Source organism: Pseudonocardia sp. 73-21 (genome assembly GCF_001899645.1).
Taxonomy (GTDB): Bacteria; Actinomycetota; Actinomycetes; order Mycobacteriales; family Pseudonocardiaceae; genus Pseudonocardia.
In genome coordinates this window covers 249824-273423 of sequence record NZ_MKVV01000091.1, presented here as the reverse complement: position 1 = coordinate 273423, position 23600 = coordinate 249824, and the positions used below count along the sequence as shown (strand labels likewise).

Annotated in this window: 27 protein-coding genes; 13 read left to right on the top strand and 14 right to left on the bottom strand. The window is 73.8% G+C overall.

What is annotated here, in order from left to right; all coding sequences use genetic code 11:
• Nucleotides 1-4: 4 nt before the first annotated feature.
• From BGP03_RS29220 to BGP03_RS29180, 9 genes are all read right to left on the bottom strand, one after another.
• Nucleotides 5-910: a phosphatidylinositol mannoside acyltransferase gene (locus BGP03_RS29220; RefSeq protein ID WP_296368452.1), complete on the bottom strand. Its 906-nt coding sequence runs from the start codon at nucleotides 908-910 to the stop codon at nucleotides 5-7.
• Nucleotides 907-1533 carry a phosphatidylinositol phosphate synthase gene (pgsA, locus tag BGP03_RS29215; RefSeq protein WP_298799123.1) on the bottom strand — a complete coding sequence of 209 codons (627 nt, stop codon included), beginning with the start codon at nucleotides 1531-1533 and terminating at the stop codon, nucleotides 907-909. The genes BGP03_RS29220 and pgsA overlap by 4 nt, the downstream gene beginning before the upstream one ends.
• A gap of 45 nt (nucleotides 1534-1578) precedes the next feature.
• Nucleotides 1579-2127, bottom strand: coding sequence for an HIT domain-containing protein (locus tag BGP03_RS29210; protein WP_296368449.1), 549 nt, complete (start codon nucleotides 2125-2127; stop codon nucleotides 1579-1581).
• A gap of 11 nt (nucleotides 2128-2138) precedes the next feature.
• Nucleotides 2139-2594 carry a hypothetical protein gene (locus BGP03_RS29205; RefSeq protein WP_296368447.1) on the bottom strand — a complete coding sequence of 152 codons (456 nt, stop codon included), beginning with the start codon at nucleotides 2592-2594 and terminating at the stop codon, nucleotides 2139-2141.
• Nucleotides 2594-4633: a threonine--tRNA ligase gene (gene thrS / locus BGP03_RS29200; RefSeq protein WP_298799122.1), complete on the bottom strand. Its 2040-nt coding sequence runs from the start codon at nucleotides 4631-4633 to the stop codon at nucleotides 2594-2596. The genes BGP03_RS29205 and thrS overlap by 1 nt, the downstream gene beginning before the upstream one ends.
• A gap of 70 nt (nucleotides 4634-4703) precedes the next feature.
• Nucleotides 4704-5309, bottom strand: a complete 606-nt coding sequence (locus BGP03_RS29195) for a hypothetical protein (protein ID WP_296368443.1) — start codon at nucleotides 5307-5309, stop codon at nucleotides 4704-4706.
• A 95-nt stretch (nucleotides 5310-5404) separates the two neighbouring features.
• Nucleotides 5405-6106, bottom strand: coding sequence for a hypothetical protein (locus tag BGP03_RS29190; RefSeq protein WP_298799121.1), 702 nt, complete (start codon nucleotides 6104-6106; stop codon nucleotides 5405-5407).
• A gap of 25 nt (nucleotides 6107-6131) precedes the next feature.
• Nucleotides 6132-6578, bottom strand: coding sequence for a hypothetical protein (locus BGP03_RS29185; protein WP_296368439.1), 447 nt, complete (start codon nucleotides 6576-6578; stop codon nucleotides 6132-6134).
• A gap of 140 nt (nucleotides 6579-6718) precedes the next feature.
• Nucleotides 6719-7168, bottom strand: a complete 450-nt coding sequence (locus BGP03_RS29180) for a hypothetical protein (protein ID WP_298799120.1) — start codon at nucleotides 7166-7168, stop codon at nucleotides 6719-6721.
• Nucleotides 7169-7556: 388 nt separating this feature from the next.
• Between BGP03_RS29180 and BGP03_RS29175 the strand changes: the two genes are divergently transcribed.
• From BGP03_RS29175 to BGP03_RS29160, 4 genes are read left to right on the top strand one after another with little or no spacing between them, the layout of a single operon-like run.
• The gene (locus tag BGP03_RS29175; RefSeq protein WP_296368434.1) at nucleotides 7557-8540 is read left to right on the top strand and encodes an LLM class flavin-dependent oxidoreductase; all 984 of its coding nucleotides are present in this window, start codon (nucleotides 7557-7559) and stop codon (nucleotides 8538-8540) included.
• Between the two features lie 7 nt (nucleotides 8541-8547).
• Complete coding sequence (locus tag BGP03_RS29170; RefSeq protein ID WP_296368432.1) at nucleotides 8548-8907, top strand: nuclear transport factor 2 family protein; 360 nt, start codon at nucleotides 8548-8550, stop codon at nucleotides 8905-8907.
• On the top strand, nucleotides 8904-9854 hold the full coding sequence (locus BGP03_RS29165; protein ID WP_296368430.1) for a nitronate monooxygenase: 951 nt from the start codon (nucleotides 8904-8906) through the stop codon (nucleotides 9852-9854). The genes BGP03_RS29170 and BGP03_RS29165 overlap by 4 nt, the downstream gene beginning before the upstream one ends.
• Before the next feature lie 22 nt (nucleotides 9855-9876).
• A complete protein-coding gene (locus BGP03_RS29160) occupies nucleotides 9877-10368 on the top strand; it encodes an inorganic diphosphatase (RefSeq protein ID WP_296368558.1) in 492 nt (163 codons plus the stop codon).
• A 448-nt stretch (nucleotides 10369-10816) separates the two neighbouring features.
• Here BGP03_RS29160 and BGP03_RS29155 read toward each other — a convergent pair whose 3' ends face one another.
• A complete protein-coding gene (locus BGP03_RS29155; RefSeq protein ID WP_298799119.1) occupies nucleotides 10817-11983 on the bottom strand; it encodes an alpha/beta hydrolase in 1167 nt (388 codons plus the stop codon).
• 238 nt (nucleotides 11984-12221) lie between these two features.
• Between BGP03_RS29155 and BGP03_RS29150 the strand changes: the two genes are divergently transcribed.
• From BGP03_RS29150 to BGP03_RS29140, 3 genes are read left to right on the top strand one after another with little or no spacing between them, the layout of a single operon-like run.
• Nucleotides 12222-14495, top strand: a complete 2274-nt coding sequence (locus tag BGP03_RS29150; protein ID WP_298799118.1) for a transglycosylase domain-containing protein — start codon at nucleotides 12222-12224, stop codon at nucleotides 14493-14495.
• 26 nt (nucleotides 14496-14521) lie between these two features.
• On the top strand, nucleotides 14522-14755 hold the full coding sequence (locus tag BGP03_RS29145; protein WP_298799117.1) for a hypothetical protein: 234 nt from the start codon (nucleotides 14522-14524) through the stop codon (nucleotides 14753-14755).
• 44 nt (nucleotides 14756-14799) lie between these two features.
• Nucleotides 14800-15546, top strand: a complete 747-nt coding sequence (locus tag BGP03_RS29140) for a MerR family transcriptional regulator (protein WP_298799116.1) — start codon at nucleotides 14800-14802, stop codon at nucleotides 15544-15546.
• Here BGP03_RS29140 and BGP03_RS29135 read toward each other — a convergent pair.
• Together BGP03_RS29135 and BGP03_RS29130 are read right to left on the bottom strand one after the other, a co-directional pair.
• Nucleotides 15533-16171, bottom strand: coding sequence for a nucleoside/nucleotide kinase family protein (locus tag BGP03_RS29135; protein ID WP_296368421.1), 639 nt, complete (start codon nucleotides 16169-16171; stop codon nucleotides 15533-15535). The two genes, BGP03_RS29140 and BGP03_RS29135, sit on opposite strands and share 14 nt — an antisense overlap.
• The gene (locus BGP03_RS29130; protein ID WP_298799115.1) at nucleotides 16168-18543 is read right to left on the bottom strand and encodes a SpoIIE family protein phosphatase; all 2376 of its coding nucleotides are present in this window, start codon (nucleotides 18541-18543) and stop codon (nucleotides 16168-16170) included. Before BGP03_RS29130 ends, BGP03_RS29135 begins: the two co-directional genes overlap by 4 nt.
• A 47-nt stretch (nucleotides 18544-18590) precedes the next feature.
• On the opposite strand from BGP03_RS29130, the gene BGP03_RS29125 reads away from it, so the two are divergent.
• The 4 genes from BGP03_RS29125 to BGP03_RS29110 are packed head-to-tail and all read left to right on the top strand — an operon-like array spanning nucleotide 18591 to nucleotide 20709.
• Nucleotides 18591-19400, top strand: coding sequence for a helix-turn-helix transcriptional regulator (locus BGP03_RS29125; protein ID WP_296368419.1), 810 nt, complete (start codon nucleotides 18591-18593; stop codon nucleotides 19398-19400).
• Nucleotides 19401-19449: 49 nt separating this feature from the next.
• The gene (locus tag BGP03_RS29120; protein ID WP_298799114.1) at nucleotides 19450-19596 is read left to right on the top strand and encodes a hypothetical protein; all 147 of its coding nucleotides are present in this window, start codon (nucleotides 19450-19452) and stop codon (nucleotides 19594-19596) included.
• On the top strand, nucleotides 19593-19943 hold the full coding sequence (locus BGP03_RS29115; RefSeq protein WP_298799113.1) for an MmcQ/YjbR family DNA-binding protein: 351 nt from the start codon (nucleotides 19593-19595) through the stop codon (nucleotides 19941-19943). The genes BGP03_RS29120 and BGP03_RS29115 overlap by 4 nt, the downstream gene beginning before the upstream one ends.
• A gap of 10 nt (nucleotides 19944-19953) precedes the next feature.
• A complete protein-coding gene (locus tag BGP03_RS29110) occupies nucleotides 19954-20709 on the top strand; it encodes an alpha/beta hydrolase (RefSeq protein WP_298799112.1) in 756 nt (251 codons plus the stop codon).
• 120 nt (nucleotides 20710-20829) lie between these two features.
• On the opposite strand, the gene BGP03_RS29105 is transcribed toward BGP03_RS29110, so the two are convergent.
• Together BGP03_RS29105 and BGP03_RS29100 are read right to left on the bottom strand one after the other, a co-directional pair.
• Nucleotides 20830-21237 (bottom strand): TIGR03668 family PPOX class F420-dependent oxidoreductase, encoded by a 408-nt coding sequence (locus BGP03_RS29105; RefSeq protein WP_296368415.1) that lies wholly within the window; start codon nucleotides 21235-21237, stop codon nucleotides 20830-20832.
• The gene (locus BGP03_RS29100) at nucleotides 21234-22109 is read right to left on the bottom strand and encodes an SMP-30/gluconolactonase/LRE family protein (protein WP_296368414.1); all 876 of its coding nucleotides are present in this window, start codon (nucleotides 22107-22109) and stop codon (nucleotides 21234-21236) included. Before BGP03_RS29100 ends, BGP03_RS29105 begins: the two co-directional genes overlap by 4 nt.
• 85 nt (nucleotides 22110-22194) lie before the next feature.
• Here BGP03_RS29100 and BGP03_RS29095 point away from each other — a divergent pair, with 85 nt between their 5' ends.
• Together BGP03_RS29095 and BGP03_RS29090 are read left to right on the top strand one after the other, a co-directional pair.
• A complete protein-coding gene (locus BGP03_RS29095; protein ID WP_298799111.1) occupies nucleotides 22195-23172 on the top strand; it encodes a pirin family protein in 978 nt (325 codons plus the stop codon).
• A 37-nt stretch (nucleotides 23173-23209) separates the two neighbouring features.
• The gene (locus BGP03_RS29090; protein WP_296368412.1) at nucleotides 23210-23497 is read left to right on the top strand and encodes a GNAT family N-acetyltransferase; all 288 of its coding nucleotides are present in this window, start codon (nucleotides 23210-23212) and stop codon (nucleotides 23495-23497) included.
• The last annotated feature ends 103 nt before the right edge of the window (nucleotides 23498-23600 follow it).

The window sequence follows — 23600 nt, the reverse complement described above, 5'->3', positions numbered from 1 at the left end:
GGGGTCACGGCTCGCGCCAGATCGGCTGCAGCACGTGCCAGTCGGCGGGGGCGCGGGAGACGAGCACGCCGAACGCGTCGGCCAGCGCCTGCGTGGCCCCGCCGACGTCATGACGGCCGACGTCGGCGCGGCCGGGCACGGGCACGGGGTCGGCGAAGTCGAGCGACCACCCGTCGGGGGTGAAGCAGGCGTGGGTGGGCAGCAGCAGCGCGCCGGTCAGCGCGGCCAGCCGCGCGGGTCCGGTGGGCATCGTGGTCGGCGCGCCGAGGAACGACACCTCGGCCCCGGTGCCCGTCACGTCCCGGTCGGCCAGCAGGCAGACGACCCCGCCGGACCGCAGCCGCGACGTCAGCGCGCGGTGGGTGGCGGAACCGCCCTCGGCGGCCACCACCTCGAACCCCAGCGCCTCCCGGTAGGCCACGAACCGCCGGTAGACCGACTCCGGTGCCAATCGCTGCGCCACCGTCGTGAACGACGGCTCGAGCCCGCGACGGCGCAGTGTCTCGACGAGCCACACGCCCGCCGCGTCCCAGTTCCCGCTGTGCACCAGGGCGAGCACGACGCCACGCCCGTCGTCGAGGGCCTCGGCGAACGGCCCGGGCCCGGTGACCCGCGTGCGGGCGTGGACGTCGGCGGGGTCCATCGACGGCAGCCGGAACGCCTCGCACCAGTAGCGCGCGTAGCTGCGCAGGCCGTCGCGGACGAGGACGTCGAGGTCGGCACCCGGCGCGGCGCGGCGCAGGTTGGCCCGCAGCTGCCGCGCCCCGGTCCCGCCGCGGCGGGCGGCGAGATCGGCCCCGAGCCGGAACGCGCCGAGCGCCACCGGTTCGGGCAGGGCCCGCACCAGCCGCCAGGCGGCCGCGTACTCGAGATCGGTCAGGCGTGCCGAGATGGTCTGCGCGAGGGTCACGGCACCGGAGGGGCCGGCGGGAGCGCCTGGGCGCTGCGGTACACCGACAGGATCCGCTGCCCCACCGTCCACAGCGACCCCACCGCGAGCAGCCACAGCGCCACGTCGAGCGCGTAGGGCACCCCGAGCCCGTGCAGGCCGGTGCCCACCAGGGCGAGGATCAGCCGCTCCGCCCGCTCGACGAGCCCGCCGTCGGCCGAGAGCCCCAGTCCCTCCGCGCGCGCCTTGACGTAGGAGACGAGCTGCCCGGACACCAGGCACACGAGCGCGGCGACGCCGAGGAGCCGGTTCTGCCCGACCCCGAGGCACCACCAGGCCAGCGCGGCGAACAGGGTCCCGTCGGCGGCACGGTCGCAGGCCGAGTCGAGCACGGCGCCGAAGGGCGTGCTGTGGCCGCGGGCCCGGGCCATCGCACCGTCGACGAGGTCGAACATCACGAAGAACCAGATCAGGAGGGTGCCGACGAGCAGCTGGTCGCGGGGCAGGAACCACACCGCCGACGCGACGCTGCCGACTGTGCCCGCCACCGTCACGGCGTCGGGGGTGACGCCGAGCGCCAGCAGCCGCCGCGCGAGCGGATCGGCCACGCGGTTGACGTGCACGCGGGCGAAGACGTTGAGCATGGACTCCTGCTTGGTCTGCCGCGGGGTGGTGCCGACGCGTCCAGCCTAGTCCGAGGGCGCGTGGGCCCCCGGCCACGCCTCCGCGAGCAGCGCACGGGTCTCCGAGAGCAGCTGCGGGATCACCTTCGTCTGGCCGACCACGGCGATGAAGTTGGAGTCGCCGCCCCAGCGCGGCACGACGTGCTGGTGGAGGTGGTCGGCGAGCGACCCGCCCGCGACGGTGCCCAGGTTGATCCCCACGTTGAACGCGTGCGGGGCCGCCACCTGCTTCATCGTGCGCACGGCCTGCTGGGTGAACGCCATCAGCCCGGCCGACTCGGCCGGGGTGAGGTCCTCCAGCCCGGCGACGTGCCGGTAGGGCAGCACCATGAGGTGGCCCGGGTTGTAGGGGTGCAGGTTGAGCACCGCGTACACGGCCTCGCCGCGGGCCACCACCAGGCCGTCCTCGTCGGGCAGCGACGGGATGCGGCAGAACGGGCAGCCCTCGTCGCTGGTGTCCTTGATGTAGGCCATCCGGTGCGGCGTCCAGAGCCGGCGGAACCCGTCGGGGTCCCCCACACCGTCCATCGGCTCCAGCACCGGTGCGCCGCTCATGGGCGCTGATCCTAGGTACGCAGCGCCGAAGCGGCCGCGGCCGGGTCGGCCGTGCTGACCCAGATGCGCTCGCGGGTGTGCAGCACCAGCAGCAGGGTGGGCCCGGGCCGGACGGTGAGCCGGCTCGTGGGCCGCTCGGGGGCGGGGCGGCCGGGCTTCGCACCGGTGGGCAGCCCGACCCCGAGCACCTGGCCGAACGTGAGCTCGGCGGCCTGGGTGTCGGCGATCTCGGCGACCGGGATGCGCCGCCCACCGCCCCACGGGCCCTGTCCGGCCCGGACCTCCTCGGGCCCGACGACCAGCTGCACCACACCCACGTGGACCCCGATCAACAGGATCACCAGCGCGACCGGCACGCCGATCCACCACTGCCCGTCGATCGACGCGGCCACGACGGCGGCCACGGCGAACACCACCGCCACCCCGATGTGCAGCGGGGAGACGACGGTGCTCGTGTACGTCGGCACTACTGCTCGGCCGTGGGGCTGGCGTTGTTGCGGCTCGCGATCCAGTCGACGATCGTCTGCACGGCCTCGGCCACGGGCACCCCGTTGCGCTGGGTGCCGTCGCGGAACCGGAAGCTCACCGCACCCGCCTCGACGTCACGGGCGCCGATGAGCAGCATGAACGGCACCTTCTGCATGGTGTGGGTGCGGATCTTCTTCTGCATCCGGTCGTCGCCGGCGTCGACGTCCACCCGCACCCGCTGGGCGCGGAGCAGCCCGGCGATCTCGTCGGCCGCGGCCACCTGCTCGTCGGTGACCGGGATCGCCACGACCTGCACGGGCGCCAGCCACGCCGGGAACGCGCCCGCGTAGTGCTCGGTGAGCACCCCGAAGAAGCGCTCGATGGAGCCGAACAGCGCGCGGTGGATCATCACCGGGCGCTGCCGGGTGCCGTCGGCGGCGGTGTAGGTCAGACCGAACCGCTCGGGCAGGTTGAGGTCGAGCTGGATGGTGGACATCTGCCAGGTGCGTCCGATGGCGTCCTTGACCTGCACGGAGATCTTCGGGCCGTAGAACGCGGCGCCGCCCGGGTCGGCCACGAGCTCCAGGCCCGACTCCTCCGCGGCCTCCTGCAGGGCGGCGGTGGACCGCTCCCACATGTCGTCGGTGCCGACGGACTTCTCCGGGTTGCGGGTGGAGAGCTCGAGGTAGAAGTCGTCGAGGCCGTAGTCGCGCAGCAGGTCGAGCACGAACTTCAGCAGCGACTTCAGCTCGTCCTGCACCTGGTCGTCGGTGCAGAAGATGTGGGCGTCGTCCTGGGTCATGCCGCGCACGCGGGTGAGCCCGTGGATCACGCCGGACTTCTCGTAGCGGTACACCGACCCGAACTCGAACGCCCGCAGCGGCAGCTCCCGGTACGACCGCCCGCGTGCGTCGAAGATCAGGATGTGCATGGGGCAGTTCATCGGCTTCAGGTAGTAGTCCTGGCCGGGCTTGGTGACCTCCCCCGCGGCGTTGCGCTCCTCGTCGAGGTGCATGGGCGGGTACATGCCGTCGGCGTACCAGTCGAGGTGCCCGGAGATCTCGTAGAGCTTCGACTTGGTGATGTGCGGCGAGTAGACGAACTCGTAGCCCGCCTCCTCGTGGCGGCGCCGCGAGTAGTCCTCCATCTCCCGGCGGACGATGCCGCCCTTGGGGTGGAAGACCGGCAGGCCCGAGCCCAGCTCGTCGGGGAACGAGAACAGGTCCAGCTCCTGGCCGAGGCGCCGGTGGTCGCGGCGCTCCGCCTCGGCGACGCGGGTGAGGTAGGCGTCCATGGCCTCGCCCGACTCCCACGCGGTGCCGTAGATGCGCTGCAGCTGCGCGTTGTTCTGGTCGCCGCGCCAGTACGCGGCGGCGCTGCGCAGGATCTTGAACGCCGGGATGAACCTGGTGGTGGGGATGTGCGGGCCGCGGCAGAGGTCCGACCACACGACATCGCCGGTGTGGGCGTGCACGTTGTCGTAGGCGGTGAGCTCGCCGGAGGCGTCGACCTCCATGACCTCGCCGTCGTCGGCGCCGCCCTTGAGCTCGATCAGCTCGAGCTTGTAGGGCTGGTCGGCGAGCTCCTTGCGGGCGTCGTCGAGCGAGTCGTAGGACCGCCGCGAGAACCGCTGCCCGGCCTTGACGATCTTCTTCATCGCCGACTCGAGCTTGGTGAGGTCCTCGGGGGTGAAAGGCCGCTCGACGTCGAAGTCGTAGTAGAAGCCGTCGGTGATCGGCGGGCCGATGCCCAGCTTGGCCTCGGGGAACAACTGCTGCACGGCCTGGGCGAGCACGTGCGCCGCGGAGTGCCGGATGACGCTGCGGCCGTCCTCGGTGTCGGCGCCCACGGCCTCGACCACGGCGTCGACGTCGGGGACCCAGGAGAGGTCCTTGAGGACCCCGGCGGCGTCCCGCACGACGACCACCGCGCTCGGACCGCTGGTGGGCAGGCCCGCCTCACGGACGGCGGCACCCGCCGTCGTCCCGACCGGCACCCGGACGGGGGCGGACGGGGGGCTGGCTGCGGGCGCGGACACGAGGTGCCTCCAGGAAGGTCTGCCGGAACTGACCTCTCGATGCTAGAGGTGGCCCTCCATCGGGTTTCATTCAGTTCAGGCGATGCAGGCCCGCGACGAGCCGCTGCATGATCCCGATGTCGATCGCCCAGTTCTGGTTCAGCACGGCGGGTACCGCGGGCGGGCGCGGCGATCCGCGCCGGGGCAGGGCGGCGGGGGCGTCGGGCGAGAGCGCCAGCACCGCCAGCGCGCCGGTCCGGGCCGGACGGCGGGCCCCCGCGCCCAACGTGGCCAGGGCGGGCAGGCTGTCGGACCCGTCGGAGGGTGTCCGTGGGCGGGGCAGCCCGGGCTCCTCGGGGGTGAGTGCCGTGGCCACGGCCCGCTGCAGGGCCGGCGAGGCCAGCTCGTGGCGCACGCCCGCGACCCTCGCGAGGTCCTCGACCCGTACGTGCAGGAACGCGCCGGGCAGCCCCCGCAGCACGTGCACCGCCCGGGGGGTGGCCAGGACGAGGTCCTCCATCCCACCGCTCGCGGCGGCCACCGGGGCGGCGTCGCGCGCGAGCCGGACGAGCGTGGCCACGTCGTCGCCGGCGTTCGCGCCGGCCTCGGCGAGCTGGGTACCCGTCCGCGCGTCGACCAGGCGCGCGGCTCGGGCCCCCGTGCGCGCCAGCAGTTCGGCCAGCACGGCATCGAGCACGGGTCACTCCTGACGTCGGGTCGTTCATCGTGCCGGGCGGGTCGGGAGCCCCGTCGGTCCGCCCGTCCAGCCCAACGTCGGGTGCGACGAACGGCTCAGCGCCGCGGGGGCGGGAGCGCCGACGGTGGAGCGGGGCGACCGTCGTGGGCACCGGCCGCCACGGCGACCGGGCGCTGCGGGGCGGGGCCGCCCGGAGCCCGGACGGGGTGGAACAGCGATCCCGGGAGCCCTCCGGGACCAACCCGGACGGATCGTTCCGCCGGCGGTCCGGGCGGTGGGGACATCAGCAGGCCCCACCCGCCGTCGGCGCGCGGTCGGCGCGCCGTGGTCGGCCCGGCGGTGAGGGCGGGCCGGGGTACCGCCCGCATCCGGCGCCGGGCCCGGTCGAGCGCCCGGCGCGAGCCGCGGACCTCGACGGCGAGCCCCAGCCACCCGCCGTGCGGATCCGGCACGAGGGCGACGACGTGGTGGAGGTCGGCGCCGCGGTGCACCACCACCTCGTACGCCGCACCGTCGGCCCGTTCCGCCGCACCGGCCGGGGCCAGGCGCAGAGCCACCCGCAGCAGCTCGGCGTGGCCCGGCCACGGGTCGGCCGTGGGCCTGTCGGCGCCAGAAGCCACGTCCTCATCGGGCGGCGGCCAGGTGTCGAGCACCATGCCGCTGTCGACGTCCACGAGCGCCGCGGCCGCGACCCCGCGGCCGCGCAGGAGCAACGGGTCGAGCACCGCGGCGAGCCCGTCCGCCCGGACCGTCACCGCGTACCGGTGCCGGGCGGCTTCCTCGACCCGGGCGCGCACCGCAGTCCTCCGGCTGGCGGGTCGCTCAGCGCTGACCGGCGTTCGCGGGGAAGAACGCCCCGCCGTCCTGCGCGGTCGGGACCGGTCGCCCGGCCGGGCCGGTCATGTAGAACTGCTGCTCGATGATCCGCAGGTCGCGCCGCGCCATGGCGAGGTTGGCCTGGGCCCGGTTGAGCACCAGGTAGAGGAACATCTTCTCGTCGCCGCTGCCGTGGACCGGCCGGATCAGGTGGTACTGGGTGTCGAGGGTGATGAGGATGTCCTCGATCGTCTCCCGCAGGCCCAGCTTCTGCATGACCTCGAACTTGGTGCGGATGACCTCGCTGTTGCCCGGCGCGGCCACGTCGAGGTCGAACTCCGGGCTCCCGCCCCGTGAGCCCAGCGTCATCCCGCTGTCGTAGTCGACCAGCGCCACCGCGAATGCGCCCTTGATATTCGCCGCCATATCCAGCGAGCGCTCGATGTTGCTCATGTACGCCTCCATCACAGGTCGGCCCGACGGGGTGTCGGATACCGTTTCGACGATCTTTCCCAATTCTGCCGGGCGACCATAGCGGATCCACGGCATGAGTCTCGACGCCGCCCGTCGAATGGTGAATTCGCTGCGTCCGGTCATGTCAGCGCCCGCAGCGCATCGAGCAGCCGGCCCAACGTGTCCCGGTCCGTCGACCAGTGCTGCGCCAGCACCGGCCGGAGGCGGGCGGGAACCTCGGCCGGGACCGGTGCCGGAGCCGGCCGGGGCTGGGCGACGACGCGTCGGGGCAACGGCACGGCGACGGACCCCGGCGGTGCGGGCCCGTCCCCCGCCGCCGGACGCCACGCGCCGAAGGTGCGGCTCGATGACCACTGTGTCGCAGGTGTCGCAGGTGTCGCAGGTGAGGTCAGCGGCGCGGGGGTCGGCTCCTCGTGCGCGAGGGTGCCGACCCGCACCGTGGCCAGCTCCCTGCGGGCCAGCGCGAGGTTGGACCGTGCGCGGTCGAGGCAGAGGTGCACCAGCACCGGACACCGGGAGCCGGCCTCCAGGACGCGCAGCAGTCGGTACGACCGGCGTGATGTGATCATCAGATCCTCGAGCTCATCACCACCGGCATCGTCGAGAACCGTTCCGACCACCATTCCCCAGTCCACGACGACGGCCGGGGTGACCGATCCGTCCCCGGCCTGCGAAATGATTTCTCCGGTCCTACCGTCAGCCACACAGGCGTAGACGGCTCCCGGCGTCAGAAGGAGCCTCTTAAGTTCCTCGCCCCATGAAGTCAAACGCGGTTCCTTTCCCGTGGATCATCATGCACGAGCGGTCCGGAGCAGACGCCGTCAGCCCTTTTCCCGTATGCCCGTTGCATCATCCGGATTCACCGCGGCCTTCCGAACGGCCCTGCGGCGCGCGCAGACGGAGCAGCCCCGGACCGTCGGGAAGAACTTCCGGCACCCGCCGGTTGCAGGGGACGTGGTGCCTCTCTCCGTGCTCGACCTCGTCCCCATCGGCTCCGGCTCGACGCCCACCGCGGCGCTGGCCTCCAGTACCGCCCTGATCCGGCGCGTCGAGGAGCTCGGCTACCACCGCTACTGGGTGGCCGAGCACCACGGCATGCCGGGCATCGCCAGCTCGTCGCCCGCGGTGCTCATCGCGCACCTCGCCGGCGCCACCTCCACGATCCGCGTCGGGTCCGGCGGGGTGATGCTGCCCAACCACCAGCCGCTCGTGATCGCCGAGCAGTTCGGCATGCTGGACGCGCTGCACCCCGGCCGCATCGACCTCGGCATCGGACGCGCGCCGGGCACCGACCCGCGCACGGCCCGGGCGTTGCGCCGCGGCACCGACGCCCTGGGCGTCGACGACTTCCCCGAGCACCTGCAGGAGCTGGCCGCCTACTTCCGTGGCGAGGGCCCGGTCGTGGCCGTCCCCGCGCACGGCCAGAAGCCCGACATGTGGCTGCTCGGCTCCAGCGGCTACAGCGCCCAGGTCGCCGGCCTGCTCGGGCTGCCGTTCGCGTTCGCCCACCACTTCAGCGGCGAGAACACCCTGGCCGCGCTGGCGCTCTACCGCGACACGTTCCGGCCGGGCGTGCTGACCGAGCCGTACTCGATGATCTGCACAGCGGTGCTGGCCGCTTCGTCGGACGCCGAAGCCCGACGACTCGCGATGCCCGGTGCGCTGCAGTTCCTGCGCCTGCGGATGGGCAACCCCGGCCTCGTCCCGACGGTCGAGGAGGCCGAGGCCTACCCGTACTCGCCGCAGGAGCTGGCGTTCGTCGAGGACCGGCTGGCCGGGCAGGTCATCGGCTCACCGGAGACGGTCCGCGACGGCGTCCGGGAGCTGGTGGAGCGCACCGGGGTGCAGGAGCTGATGGTCACCACCAGCACGCACGGCGCGCGGGACCGGATCCGCTCCTACGAGCTGCTCTCCGAGGCGGTCGCACCGGCCGTGGTGTGATAGCCCCATGTACTCCGATTTCCAGGCTGCGGTAGAGGCCAAGGACGTCGACGCGGCGGTGGCGCTGTTCACGCCCGACGTCGTCTTCCACTCCCCCGTCGTGCACAAGCCCTACGTGGGGCGGGAGGCGCTGCACGCCATCCTGTCCGCCGTGATGGTGGTCTTCGAGGACTTCCGCTACACAGCGGCCTACGAGGGCCCCACCGGCCACGTGCTCGAGTTCGCGTGCCGCGTCGGGGACAGGGAGTGCCACGGCGTCGACATCCTGCACGGATCCGGTGGTCAGCTCACCGAGCTGACGGTCCTGGTCCGGCCGTACTCCGCCGCCACGCTCCTGCGCGAGCGCATGGCCGCGCTGCTCACGTGAACACGGCGTTCACCGAGCTCTTCGGCGTCCGGCACCCGATCGCCTCGGCCGCGATGGCCGGCTCGGCCGGGGGCGCGCTGGCCGCGGCGGTGTCGTCGGGCGGCGGGCTGGGGCTGGTCGGCGCCGGTCGCGGCGAGCGCGCCTGGCTCGATCGCGAGCTGGCGATCGTCGACGGCTCGACAGCCCCGTGGGGCGTCGGATTCCTGTGCTGGGCCGCGGCGCCGGACGCCGTCTCCCGGGCGTTGGAGCACGGACCGTCGGCGGTGCTGCTGTCGTTCGGCGACCCGGTCCCGCTGGCCGCGCCGGTACTGGCCGCGGGCGTGCCGCTGATCGTGATGGTGACCGACCTGGAGGAGGCCCGCCGCGCCCTCGACGTCGGTGCCGATGTCGTCGTGGCGCAAGGGACCGAGGCCGGCGGACACGGCGGCGGGCGCGCGACGCTGCCGTTCGTCCCGGCCGTCGTCGACATCGCCGGTGACGTGCCCGTGCTCGCCGCAGGCGGCATCGGCGACGGCCGCGGCCTGGCCGCCGCCCTGACCCTCGGCGCCGCCGGGGTGCTCGTCGGCACGCGCTTCCAGGCCACGTTCGAGGCGCTGGAGGCGCCCGAGGTGGGCAAGGCCATCGTCGGGGGCACCGGCGACCGCACCGACCGCAGCACGCTGCTCGACATCGGCCGCGACTCCGCCTGGCCGTCGCAGTGGACCGGGCGGGCGCTGCGCAACCGCTTCGTGGACGAGTGGCAGGGCCGCGAGGACGAGCTGCGCGCCGACGCGCCGGCCCGTCGTGCGCACCAGGATGCCGTCGCCCGCGGCGATCTCGATCACGTCGCGGTGTGGGCGGGCGAGGCCGTCGACCTCATCACGGACCTGCGACCGGCCGCGGAGGTCGTCGAACAGATCGCCCGCGAGGCGGAAGCGGCCCTCCGTCGTGCCGTGGGTTCCCTGTAGGTTCAGCGTCGTGGCCAACCCCATCGAGTTCGACGTGCTCATCGAGATCCCCCGTGGCAGTCGCAACAAGTACGAGGTCGACCACGAGAGCGGCCGCATCCGGCTCGACCGGACGCTGTTCACGGCCACCCAGTACCCCGGCGACTACGGCTTCGTCGAGAACACCCTCGGCGAGGACGGCGACCCGCTCGACGCCCTGCTCGTCACCGTCGGCGACCCGCTGTTCCCCGGCGTGCTCGTCCTGTGCCGCACCATCGGCATGTTCCGGATGACCGACGAGGCCGGCGGCGACGACAAGCTCCTCTGCGTCCCCGCCACCGACCCCCGCCTGGACCACCTGCGCGACATCCACCACCTCCCGGAGTTCCACCGCGCCGAGATCCAGCACTTCTTCGAGATCTACAAGGATCTCGAGCCGGGCAAGAGCGTCGAGGGGGCGTCGTGGGAGGGCCGCGCGGCCGCCGAGCTGGAGATCGCCGCGTCCCGCAAGCGGCTGGCGGACTCGCAGCACTGACCTGTCGTCAGGCCGGGGCGGCGTAGATCCGCACCGGCAGGCGTCGACCGTCCGGCGTCGTCCAGTCCGCCAGCCGCCGCTCCACCAGCCGCCAGCCCAGCCGCTCGTAGAGCGCGACGGCCGCTCCCCCGTGGGCTCGGCTGCGGCGAGCTCCTGCTGGATGCCCGCGACACAGACGTGACCGAAGAAGATCGTCATCTGTACGGGGCGGACGGAAGGCCACCCGTACCGGCAGGGCGTCGCGCGGGCAGGCCGCGTGCCCTGGCCGCGCACCGTCGTCATCGGGACGACGTCGGGCGAGACCTCGTCCCGCACCGCGTCTTACGGCGTCGACGGGCGCGACGATGCCGAGGGTGCGGATCCGCGAACGGTGCTCCGGTGTCGGCCTGGTGGACGGGCGGCGACACAGCGGTCATCTCGGAGCTCCTCGCGTGGGGCGGTCAGCACATCAGCCCACGCTCACCGCGGACAACCGATGTGCGTGGACTCCCGCCAGGAACCGGTGCACCGCCCGCACCGTGTGACCGGTGCGGGCGGTCGGGAACTCGTCGAACGAGTGCTGGGCGTGCGGCAGCTCCGCGAAGCCCACCAGCTGCGCGCTGACCTCGCGCAGCCGGTGGACGAACCGACGGGACTGGTTGACGGAGACGATCGTGTCGGCGCTGCCGTGGATCACGAGGAACGGCGGGGCGTCCGGGCCGGCGCGGTGCAACGGCGAGGCGGCGCGCCACGTGTCCGGGTCGTCGGCGAAGCGGGTGCCGGTGAGGCTCTTCTCGACGGTGTGGTGCAGGCCGTGCTCGTCGATGCTGAAGTCGTGCACGCCGTAGAGCGGCACCGCGGCGGCGAGGGTGGTGTCGGCGTCGGTGAACCCGGGCTGGAACACCGGGTCGTTCGGCGTCAGGGCGGCCAGCGAGGCGAGGTGCCCACCGGCGGACCCACCGCTGATGGTGACGAACGCCGGGTCGCCCCCGTGGGCGGCGATGTTGTCCTTCACCCAGGCGATCGCGCTCTTGACGTCGACGATCTGGGCCGGCCAGCGGTGGTCCGGGCCGAGCCGGTAGTCGACCGTGACGCAGACCCAGCCGTGCTCGGCGAGGTGGGCCATCAGCGGCGACCCGGACGTCACGCGGGAACCGCCGGTCCAGCCGCCGCCGTGCACCTGGACGAGCACCGGGGCCCGTCCGGAGAGATCGAGATCGGGGCGCGCCCAGACGTCGAGCCGCTGGGCCGGATCGTCACCGTAGGCGACGTCGGCGAGCCTCAGGTACCTCTTCCGGGCGGCGCGGCCGGCGACCGGCCTCCCGGGCGCCGGACCGGGCTCCGGACCGCCCACGGCGTCGGCGAGGGCGAGGGCCGAGCGGTCGGCGTCGCCGCGGAGTCCGGCCAGCGCGGCCACGGCGGCCAGGTTCGCCAGCGGGCCCAGCCGCCCGCCCCGGACGGCCGCGAGCCCGCCGACCGCCGCCTGCACCGCCATCAGGACCCCGGGCAGCTCGGACGCGGGCAGGCACGGGGCCGCCTGCACGATCGACGACGGCCACCGGCGCAGCACCGGGCGCCGCGCCCCCGCCGCCGCCAGTACCCCCGCCAGCCCCACCAGAACCGCGGTGCGCCGCATGGACCCGCCTCCTCCTGGGCCCGCCGGACGGGCCGCACCCACGAGGTTACGCGGCGGTAGGGGTACGGCCGTACGACGGAGGCCGGCTACACAGCGTGGCCGGATCGGGCCGCCGAGCCGGTCGCGGAACCGCGGAAGTGCCATCCATCGGGTGATGTCACCGGTTACTCCACACCGCGCCCCCGAAACGGTCCGTTGGATCACCGGGGGTGGCGCTGCACGAGGAGGTGGAGACCGAGTGACCGGAGCACATTCGACCCGTTCTCCCGAACGTCCACTGCCGAGCCCGCGCAGCACCCACCCCGAGACCGTCGGCTGGTGGCGACCCCCGGCCGGGCGCAAGCAGGCCGGCAACCCGGAGGACTCCGCCCGCCACCGCGTCCCCGACTCCACCGAGATCATCGACGCCGTGCCGGGCCGGGGCCGCCGCCGTCCACCCCACAGGAGCAGGCGCTGGATCCGGCGGGCGCTCCTCGCCGCGGTCGCGACGGTCGTGCTCGGCCCCGTGCTGGCGTTCGTGATCGGCTACCTGCTGTTCTCCGTGCCGAGCCCCGACGACGCGGTCAACAACCAGGTCGCGCTGATCAACTACGACGACGGCACCTCGCTGACGAAGCTCGTGCCCGAGGCCGGTAACCGGATCAAGGTGCCGATCGACGCCGTGCCGGTGCCGGTGCGCGAGGCCGTGCTCTCGGCGGAGGACCGCTCCTTCTACTCCAACCCCGGTTTCGACATCTCCGGCATCCTGCGCGCCGCCTGGAACCAGCTGCGCGGCGGCGTCGGGGGCGGTTCGACGATCACGCAGCAGTACGTCAAGAACACCCTGGTCGGCGACCAGCAGACGCTGTGGCGCAAGTACAAGGAGATCATCCTCTCGGTCAAGATCTCCCAGGAGAGGACGAAGGACCAGATCCTCGGCGACTACCTCAACGCCATCTACTTCGGCCGCGGCGCCTACGGCATCCAGGCCGCCAGCCAGGCCTACTTCGGCAAGAACGTGCAGGAACTGACCACCACCGAGGGCGCCGTGCTGGCCGGGGTGATCCAGTCGCCGTCGCGCTGGGACCCCGCCGTGAGCCCCGAGCGGGCCGTGCAGCGCTGGACGTTCGTGCTCGACGGCATGGTGAGCCAGGGCTGGCTGACGCCGCAGGGCCGCAAGGCCGCCCAGTTCCCGGCCACGGTGCCCCGCCGCTCGACCGCGGGCGGGGTGCCGTCGGACGCCAACGGCCACATCGTCTCGGCCGTCACCGCGGAGCTGGAGGAGCTCGGCATCACCGAGCAGGACCTGGCCCAGCAGGGCCTGCGGATCACCACCTCCATCGACCCGGCCCGGCAGAAGGCCGCCGTCGACGCCGCGCACGACACGCTCACCGGCCAGCCGGTGAACCTGCGCAGCGCCGTCGTCTCGATCGACCCGCAGACGGGCAGCGTGCTCGCCTACTACGGCGGCGACAACGGGCTCGGGCTGGACTACGCGCGCGTCGAGCGGCTGCCGGGCTCCACGTTCAAGCCGTTCGTGGTGCTCGCGGCGCTGCAGCAGGACCCCCCGATCGGCCTCGGCGAGACGTTCAGCGGCGAGCCGGTGCCCGGGCTGCGCAACGACGACGGCGCCAACTGCGCGAGGTGCGACCTCAAGCAGGCCATGACGATCTCCAACAACGTCGTGTTCAACTCGCTGGCCCAGAAGGTGGGTCCGGAGAACGTGGCCGCCGCGGCCCGCTCGGCCGGCATCACCACGCCCCTGGACAACCCGACCTCGGGCATCGCGCTCGGCAACAAGGAGACCACCCCGCTCGACCTGGCCTCGGCGTACGCGACGATCGCGGCGGGCGGCGTCTGGCACCAGCCGCACCTGGTGACGTCGGTGACCACCGCGGACGGGCGGGTGCTCTACCAGGCCCCCACCGACGGCGAGCAGCGCTTCCCCGAGCGGGTGGCCCGCAACGTCACCGAGGCGATGCTCGACGTGGCACCCGCGGACGACCTGGCGCTGCCCGGCAACCGTCCGGTGGCCGCCAAGACCGGCACGGTCCAGTCGCGGTTCCCGGGTCAGAACAACGACGCCTGGATGGCGGGCTTCACCCCGTCGATCGCGACGGCGGTGTGGATGGGCACCGACATGAACTCGCCCATCCGCACCGCGTCGGGCACCCCGATCGAGGGCAAGAGCCTGCCCGGTGACGTGTGGCAGCAGGTGATGAAGGCCGCCGTCGCCGACCAGCCCGTGCAGGACTTCGCCCCCTTCCGCGCGATCGGCGAGGCCCCGTCGGAGCTCGCGGCCAACGAGCAGCCTCCGCCGCCCCGCGCCGCGGCGGCGACCCCGGTGGCTCCCCCGCCCCCCGCGGCCGGGCCGCCCGACCCGGCCGCCGCCGGCGCGCCGGCCCCCGGCGCCCCCGGGCCCGGCGTCCCGGCAGGTGGAGCGGCCGCCACCCCCGCACCCGGCGCCCCACCGGCGACCCCGGCCCCGCCCACGCCCCGCCCCGAGTGCACCCTCGTCAACCCCTGCGGTTAGCCGTGCCCGGCGGCTACCGTGGACGGGTGGCAGCCGCGGACGCACGTACGTTCCAGGTCGTCGCCTGGCTCGCCGACCGCCGCCTGGTGCTCTACGTGCCCGAGATCGAGGCCGCCACCAGCGTCGCCGGCATGCCGGAGGCCGACGACGCGGCACGGGCGCTGATCGCCGAGCTGACGGGCCTGGACGGGGACACCATCCGCTGCGACATCCGGGTCGGGCGCGCCCCCGGTTCCGTGGACCGGCTCCCCCGCACCTAGAAACCCTTGCGGTTGACGCTGCGTCAACTCCTACCGTTCTCCGCATGCGCTGGTCCACCGCCGATGTCGCCCGGATGTCCCGGGTCTCCTCCCGCACGCTGCGGCACTACCACCACCTCGGGCTGCTGCCGCCCGCCCACACCGGGTCGGGCGGGATGCGTTTCTACGAGCGGCCGCAGCTGCTGCGCCTGCAGCACATCCTCGTGCTGCGGGAGCTCGGGCTGGGGCTCGACGACATCGGCGCGGTCCTCGACGGCGACGCCGACGAGGTGGCGGCCCTGCGCCGGCACCGCGATCGGCTGCTGTCGGAGGCCGACCGCCTGCGCACCCTCGCCGCCACCGTGGCGGCGGGCATCCAGGAGAGAGAGGACGGAACCACCATGCCCGCCGAGGACCTGTTCGAGGGATTCCGCGACGACCCCTACGCCGCCGAGGCGCAGGAGCGCTGGCCCGAGGCCTATGCGGAGTCGCAGCGCCGCACCCGGGGGATGACGAAGGCCGACGAGCGGCGGATCGCCGCCGAGAACGACGCGGTGAACGCGGACCTCGCCGCCGCCATGGCCGCAGGCACCCCCGTCGACGACCCGGGTGTCCAGGCGATCGTCACCCGCCACCACGCGTGGATCGGCCACTTCTGGACGCCGGGCCGGGACGCCTACATCGGCCTCGGGCGGATGTACGTCGACGACGAGCGGTTCACCGCCACCTACGAGGCCGTCGCGCCGGGGCTCGCGCCCTACCTGCGCGACGCGATCGCGGTGTGGGCGCAGGCGAACCTCACCGCGGAGTGATCGTGTCCAGCACCGCGGCCGGGACGACGAGATCGGCCCGGCCGCGGGTGGCATCCACCAGCTCGGCGTTGGGCGCGTCCACGGACGCCACCCAGGACACGGCGTGGTCGGGGTCCTTCCCGAACGCGACGTGCCGGGCCGTGAGCCGGGCGAGCCGCAGGCCCTCGTCGGGAGCGCAGAACCACACCTCGTCGAGCAGCGGGCGCACCTGCGCCCAGCCTCCGGAGTCGAGCAGCAGGTAGTTGCCCTCGGTCAGCACGAGCCGGGCCGCACGGGGCACGGCGATGGCCCCGGCCAGCGGCTGCTCCAGGTCCCGCTCGAACGCCGGCGCGTAGATCACGTCCTCGCCGTCGGCGCGCAGCCGCCGCAGCAGGGCCACGTACCCGCCGACGTCGAAGGTGTCGGGGGCCCCCTTCGCGTCCCGGCGGCCGAGGGCGGTCAGCGCGACGTCGGCGAGGTGGAACCCGTCCATCGGGACGTGCGCGACGCCCGGCCCCAGTTCCCCGAGCAGCGCCTCGGCGAGTGTGGACTTGCCGGCGCCGGGGCTGCCCGTGATGCCCAGCACCGCCCGCCCCGGACCGGATGCGAGCGCGCGGGCCCGCGCGACCAGGTCGTCCAGGGTCACGGCTGCACCCGCAGGGCCAGCACCGCGATGTCGTCGCCCGTGTCGGCGGTGTTGGCGCGCACCAGCTGGTCGCAGAACACTCCCAGCGGCGCCTGCACGAACGACGCCACGAGCGCGATCAGGTCGGCGCTCGCGCGGTCGTCGGGGTCGTGGCGGCGCTCGAGCAGGCCGTCGGTGTAGAGCAGCAGCGTGGATCCCGGCACGAGCTCGACCTCCAGGTCGTGGCGGGTGGCGTCGGGGTCCACGCCGAGCACCACGTCGGCGCCGCCGAGCAGCCGCGGGACCCCGCCCGCCTCCACCAGCAGCGGGGCCGGGTGCCCGGCGTTGGACCACCGGAAGAGGGTGCGGCCGTCGCGCCGCGACAGCCGCCCGTAGATCAGTGTGGTGAACGGGGTGACGGCCAGGCCGCAGGCCACCCGGTCCAGCCGGCCGACCACCGCGGACGGAGCCGCCGCTGAACCGTGGGCCGAGTCGTGGGCGAGGCCCCGCAACATGCTCCGGAGCTGTCCCATGGTGGCGGCCGCGCGCAGGTCGTGCCCGACCACGTCCCCCACGCCGACGGCCAGGTCGCCGCCGGGCAGCGGGAACGCGTCGTACCAGTCCCCACCGACCTGCAGCTCCGCGACGGCCGGCAGGTAGCGCGCCTCGATGTCGAGGCCCGGATGGGCCGGAGGGTCCGACAGCATCGCGCTCTGCAGGGCCACCGAGACCTGGCGGCTGCGCTGGAACGTCACGGCCGCGTCCACCACGACCGAGGCCCGCTCGGCGAGCTCCGCGACCAGCGCGAGATCGTCGGCCGTGTAGACCGGACGGTCACCGCACACCACGAACACCAGGACGGCCACGACCTCGCCCCGCACGGTCACCGGGGCCACCAGCATCGAGGTCATCCCGATAGCGGCGCCCCAGCTCTCCTGGTCGGGTGCGCTCCGCCAGGGCGGGGACGGCTCCGCCACCAGGTCGACGAGGATCGGCTCCGCCGTGCGCGTGCACACGGCGATCGGGTGGTTCGCGGCCAGGGAGAACCGCTCGCCCCGCGGCGGCGCCTCGCCGACGGCGTCGGACACGCGGGTGACGGCCCGGCGCCCGGCGACGGCACCCGCCGCGGTGCGCAGCGGCGCGGGATCGGGCAGGTAGATCCGGCAGACGTCGGCGAAGCCCGGCACGACGGCGTCGGCGAGCGCCGCGAGCTCACCCTCCGGCTCCAGCGCGGCCTTCATCGCGTAGGTGGCCTCGGCCAGCACGTCGAGCCGCTCGCGGGCGCGCATGGCCTCGTCGATGTCGGTCTCCGTGCCCACCCACTCGACGACCCGCCCGCCCGCGTGCACCGGCACCGCCCGGGTCCGGAACCAGCGGTGGCCACGGTCCGCGGTGCGCAGCCGGTAGGTGCGGGTGAACACCCCGGCGGGGTCCGCGACGGCCGCCGCCCGCCAGTCGCGGGCGACGTCGGCGCGATGGGCGGGGTGCACGGCGTCGAGGAACCCCCAGCCCGCGTACTCGGCGGCGCTCTGCCCGGTGATCGCCCGCAGCCCGGGGGCGTCGAACTCGGCGCTGCCGTCGGCGGCGCGGATCCAGACGGCGGCGCTCGTGGCCTCGACGAGGCTCTGGTACCGGTTGAGCGCGTGCTCGCGCTGGGCCGCGACCTCGGCCAGCTCGCGGCGGTCGCGCTCGGACGTCGTGACGTCGATGATCACGACACCGCCGCCGACGACCGCCCCTTCCGGCGAGCGCACGGCGTAGAAGTTCATCCGCCACTCCTGGTAGGGCCCGCGCCCGTGCCAGGTGCGGCCGCTGATCGGCACGTCGGTGCGGGTGCGGCCGTCGGCGAGCGTCGCGTGCAGGCTCGCGGCGATCACCGCGCCGGTCTCGCCGTGGACCTCCTCGAGCGTGCGTCCGATGCGCTCGTCGACGGTGCCGCCGTCGAGGTCGATGACGGCGCCGTTCACGCGCCGGTAGCGGCCGTCGCTGTCGAAGTAGGCGAGCCCGACGGGTGCCGTCTCCCACAACGCGTCGAGCAGCGCGAACGCCTCGTCCTCGGCGGCGTGGTCGGCGACGTCCTGCATCATCCCGACGATCGTGTCGCCCGGCCCGGGCGCGGCCCGGAAGTACACGTTGTGGCCGGTCGCGGTGGCGGCGGGGAGCCGTCCGCTGAACGTCCGGCCGGCACGCAGCTCGTCGAGGATGCGGGCGGCGCTGGGCGCGTCGAGACCGGAGCCCGAGACGTCGTGGCCGACGACCCGCTCGGCCGCCCAGCCGGTGAGCCGCTCCGCCGCGCCGTTCCACAGCAGGACGTGCCCGGAGGCGTCGACCGCGAAGATCCCGACCGGGAGCGCCTCGACGACCCCGGCCAGGACGGTATCCGGGCGGTCCACGCAGCGCATCGTAGGTGGAGACCTCCAACGGGTGCCATCCTGTCCGAATGGAGCAGTACGTCCGGGGCCGGCCGCACCCCGCCCTCGCGGGGCTGGTGGCCGACTACGGCGGCTACCGCGAGACCAGCAGCGCGCCGGTGCGACGCCGCCAGGCCCCCCGGGGAGGTTGCGCGATGATCCTCGGGCTGGGACCGCCGCTGCGGCTGCACGGCCCGGCCGGGCCGCTCGTCCCGACGTCCTTCCTCGCCGGGCTGCACGAGTCGGCCGTCGTCACGGAGTTCGTGGGCGAGCAGGCCGGGCTGCAGGTGAACCTGACGCCGCTGGGCGTGTTCACCCTGCTCGGCCGCCCGACGTCGGATCTCACGAACCTCACCCCCGAGCTGGCCGAGCTCGACGTGCCGGCGCTGGGGGGCCTGCCGGAGCGCCTGTGCCACGATCCCGACTGGGAGTCGCGGTTCGCCCGCGTCGACGCCACGCTGCTGGGCCTGCTCGACGCCTCCCGTACGCGCCCCGATCCGGAGGTCACGTGGGCGTGGGGCCGGCTCGTGCGCACGTCGGGGGCGGTGGGCGTGGCCGACCTGGCCGCGGGCACCGGCTGGAGCCGCCGCCATCTGCTCACCCGGTTCCGCAGCCAGATCGGGCTGGCCCCGAAGGCGGCCGGGCGGGTGCTGCGCTTCGAGCGGGCCGCCGGGATGCTGGTGCCGACGCTCGCCGAACGTGATCACGGGGCCCGCGCCCACGCCACCCTGGCCGACGTCGCCGCGGCCTGCGGCTACGCCGACCACTCCCACCTCGACCGCGAGTTCCGGTCGCTCGCCGGTTGCACGCCCAGCGAGTACGTCGCCGGGTGGGGGTAGTTCCCATTCGTTCAAGCGCAGGCCCGGTGTGCGTCCCTACGGTGATCACATGACGATCCACGCGACACTCCGCTACGACGACGCCGACGCGGCTCCGGTGGTCATGGAGCTGACCGACCAGCCCTACGGCTCCCGCGAGTACGCGGTGACCGACCCCGAGGGCACCGTGTGGTCGGTGGGGACCTACCGCCCGTGAGCGATCCCCTGCCCCGGCTGCGCGCGCTCTGCCTGGCGCTGCCGGAGGTGACCGAGAAGCTCGGCCACGGGGAGCCGACGTGGTTCGTCCGCAAGGTGTTCGTGTCCTACGCCGACCGCCACCACGACGACCGCGTCGCCTTCTGGTGCGCCGCCCCGCCCGGCGTGCAGGAGGCGCTGGTGGCCGCCCGTCCCGACCGCTTCTTCCGCCCGCCCTTCGTCGGTGGACGGGGCTGGCTCGGGGTGTGGCTGGACGTCGAGCAGGACTGGGCCGAGCTGGAGGAGATCGTCACCGACGCCTACGGCATGATCGCCCCGGAGAAGCTGGTGGCGCTGCTGGGCACCTAGAGTCGACCCCGTGCTCCCCACTGTTGCGGTGCCTGGCGGTCGCGTCGAGTACGTCGATGTCCCGGGTGACGAGGCGCTGGCCCCGCTGCTGTTCCTGCACGAGGGGCTCGGGTCGGTGGCGCTGTGGAGGGGGTTCCCGGAGCGGATCGCGGCGGCCGCCGGGCGCCGGGCGGTGGCCTACTCACGGCTGGGCCACGGGTTCTCCGACCTGCCCGCCGTCGCCCGCACGCACACGTTCATGCACGAGGAGGCCGACGTCGTCCTGCCCGCGCTGTGCGACGCCCTCGGCCTGGTCGAGCCGGTGCTGGTCGGGCACAGCGACGGCGGGTCCATCGCGCTGATCCACGCCGCCTCCCACGCCGTGCGCGGGGTGGTGGTGCTGGCCCCGCACGTGCTGGTGGAGCCGGTCGGCCGCGAGGGCGTGGTGGCCGCGCGCGAGGCGTTCACCCACACCGACCTGCGGGAGAAGATGGCCCGCCGCCACCGCGACGCCGACGTCACGTTCCACAACTGGAACGACGTCTGGCTGTCCGACGCCTTCGCCGACTGGGATCTGCGCCCGCTGCTGACCGGCATCACCGCCCCGGTGCTGGGCATCCAGGGCACCGACGACCCCTACGGCACGGTTCTGCACGTCGAGGCGGTGCGCGACGCGGCGAAGGGCCCCGTGGAGCTGCTGGTGCTCGACTGCGGCCACGCCCCGCACCTGGAGGAACCCGAGGTGGTCGAGTCCGCGGTCGCGCGCTTCCTCCGCACCCTCCCCTGAGGCTCGTGATCGCCGCGAACCACCCGCGCCGTTGGTCGTCGCGCGTGCCGCCGGAGGACGCGAACGTGCGGCTCGTAGCGATCAAGGGCGACGCACCGATCATCGTCCGGTGCCCGTCCGCTACGACGCCGACCAGCCGCTCCACCGCGTCGGGGTGATCACCACGACCACCCCGTCGGGCGGGGCCGCCGCGTAGGGCTCGTACTTCGCCACCAGCGCCCCCAGCGCCCGCTCGCGCAGCGCCCCCTCCTCGTGCACCTCGGCCGTGCCGTCGACCCGCACCCACCACAGCGTCGACCAGTCCTCCGCGTAGTGGTCCACCACCAGCCCGACGCGGGGGTCGCGGGCGATGTCGGCGAGCCGGGCCAGCCGGGTCGTGGTCTTGGGCTTCACCTCGTCCACCGCGAAGCACACCAGCCCGTCCACCAGCACGAACGTGACCGGCACTAGGCGCGGGGAGCCGTCGGCGCGCAGGGTGGCCAGCCGCCCGACCCGGGCCGCGGCCACCCGCTCCCGGAACCAGGTCACGCCGCCGGCACCCCCACGCGCGTGGACAGCAGGGCCGCGTCGCGGGTGTCGCGCCGCTCGTGCTCGGCGAAGCTGGGCGCTGTGCACAGGAACAGGGTGTGGCCGTCGTCGCCGCCCAGCGCCACCGCGAACACCCCGGTGCCGGCGTCGACCGTGTCGACGATCACGCCGTCCTTCACCCGGATCGCGCGGCTGCCCAGCGCGTCGGCGGCCCAGACCGCGCCCTCGGCGTCGGCGCAGAGCCCGTCGGGGCCGACCACGAGCTGGCCGAGCGCGTCGCCGAACGCGGTGGCCGTGGGCGGGTCGGCGAACCGCGCCCAGTCCCGCCGCTCCCCCAGCGTGCCGTCCGCGGCGAGCGGGAACGCGCTGATCCGGTTCCCGAGCGTCTCGTTGACGATCAGGTCGTCGCCGATGATCACGGACCCGTTCGGGAAGTACAGATCCGTGGCGACCACCCTGGCGCTGCCGTCGGGATCCACCCGCACGAGCGACGCCGTCCGCAGATCGGCGCCGCCCATCAGGTCGAACCCGAAGTTGCCGACGTAGGCCCGGCCCGCGGCGTCGACGACCAGGTCGTTGAGGTGGCCGGTGCAGAACTCCGACAGGTCGGCGTGCACCACCAGCTCCCCGGACGGCTCGCGGCGCAGCAGCACCTCGTCGCGCATGGAGACGATCAGCAGCCGGCCGTCGGGCAGCCACCCCAGCCCCGACGGCTGCTGGGGCACCTGGGCCTCCACCCGCAGGCCGGAGCCGTCGGCGGCGGCCGAGAGCACCTGGTGGGTGTAGAAGTCCGAGACCCAGACGCGGCCGTCGTGCCAGCGGGGCCCTTCGAGGTAGGAGAGCTTGTCGAGTACTACTGCGAGCTCGGTCATGGGCGAAGCATGCATCCGGGAACATCGGGAGCGCGAGTGCTGTTCTGACAGATGTAGTTGCTTGCTCAACCACCTGGAGGGTCCGATGCCAGCCGTCACCGTCTCCGACGTCACCGTTCTCCCGCGCGTGCCCGAGCCGGGCGAGGCGGCGGTCGACCGACCGGTGAAGTCCGTGACCACCGCCCCGTCGGGCTTCGAGGGCGAGGGCTTCCCGGTGCGCCGCGCGTTCGCGGGCGTCGACCTGCGCGACCTCGACCCGTTCCTGATGATGGACCAGATGGGCGAGGTCGAGTACGCGCCCGGTGAGCCCAAGGGCACCTCGTGGCATCCGCACCGCGGCTTCGAGACCGTCACCTACATCATGGACGGCGAGTTCGAGCACCAGGACAGCCACGGCGGCGGCGGGTCCATCACCAACGGCGACACCCAGTGGATGACGGCCGGCAGCGGGCTGTTGCACATCGAGCGCCCGCCGGAGGCGCTGGTGGCGAGCGGCGGGCTGTTCCACGGCCTGCAGCTGTGGGTGAACCTGCCGAAGGCCGACAAGTGGCTGGAGCCGAAGTACCAGGACCTGCGCGGTTCGGAGTCGGCGCTGCTCACCACGCACGACGGTGGCGCGCTGATCCGGCTGATCGCCGGTGAGCTCGGCGGCCACAGCGGTCCGGGCTCCACGTACACGCCGATGACGATGGCGCACAGCACGATCTCCCCCGGGGCGACGGTGCGCCTGCCGTGGCGCCGCGACTTCAACGCTCTGCTCTACGTCCTGTCGGGCACGGGCACGGTCGGCACCGACCGCCATCCCGTCCGCACGGGCCAGGCCGTCGCGTTCGGGCCGGGCGACACGATCACGGCCGCCGCCGACACCACCCAGGAGTCGCGCCTGTCCGGGATGGACGTCGTCCTGCTGGGCGGGCAGCCCATCCGGGAGCCCATCGCGTGGGCCGGGCCGTTCGTCATGAACACGAAGGCCGAGGTCATGGCCGCGTTCGAGGACTACCAGAAGGGTAGGCTCGGCGTCGTGCCCGCCACCTACATCCCCCACTCGGGAGCCCGCGGATGAGTCCGCTCACCGACGTACTTCCTCCCGCGGAGGCGACATGAGCCCCAAGCCGATGGTGCTCGACGTGACCGAGTGGTCGCGGTTCGAGATCCACGTGGACGGCAAGCTCGCCGGCTACGCGAGCTACCGCCTCGAACCGGGTGCGATCGCGTTCACCCACACCGAGATCGACCCGATGTACGGCGGGCACGGCTTCGGCGGCGAGCTGGTGCAGGCGGCGCTGGACCAGGTGCGGCGGCGCGAGCTCGCCGTCATCCCGGAGTGCCCGTTCGTGCGCGGCTGGCTCGCGAAGCACCCGGACTACCAGGACCTGGTGCAGGTCTGAGGCCGGCGCGCGCCCACCACCGTGATCAAGGCGCCGTGGTCGCTCCCGGAGATCCACTGACGACCATCTCGCCTTGATCACCGCCCGGGGACGTCGGCGCGCG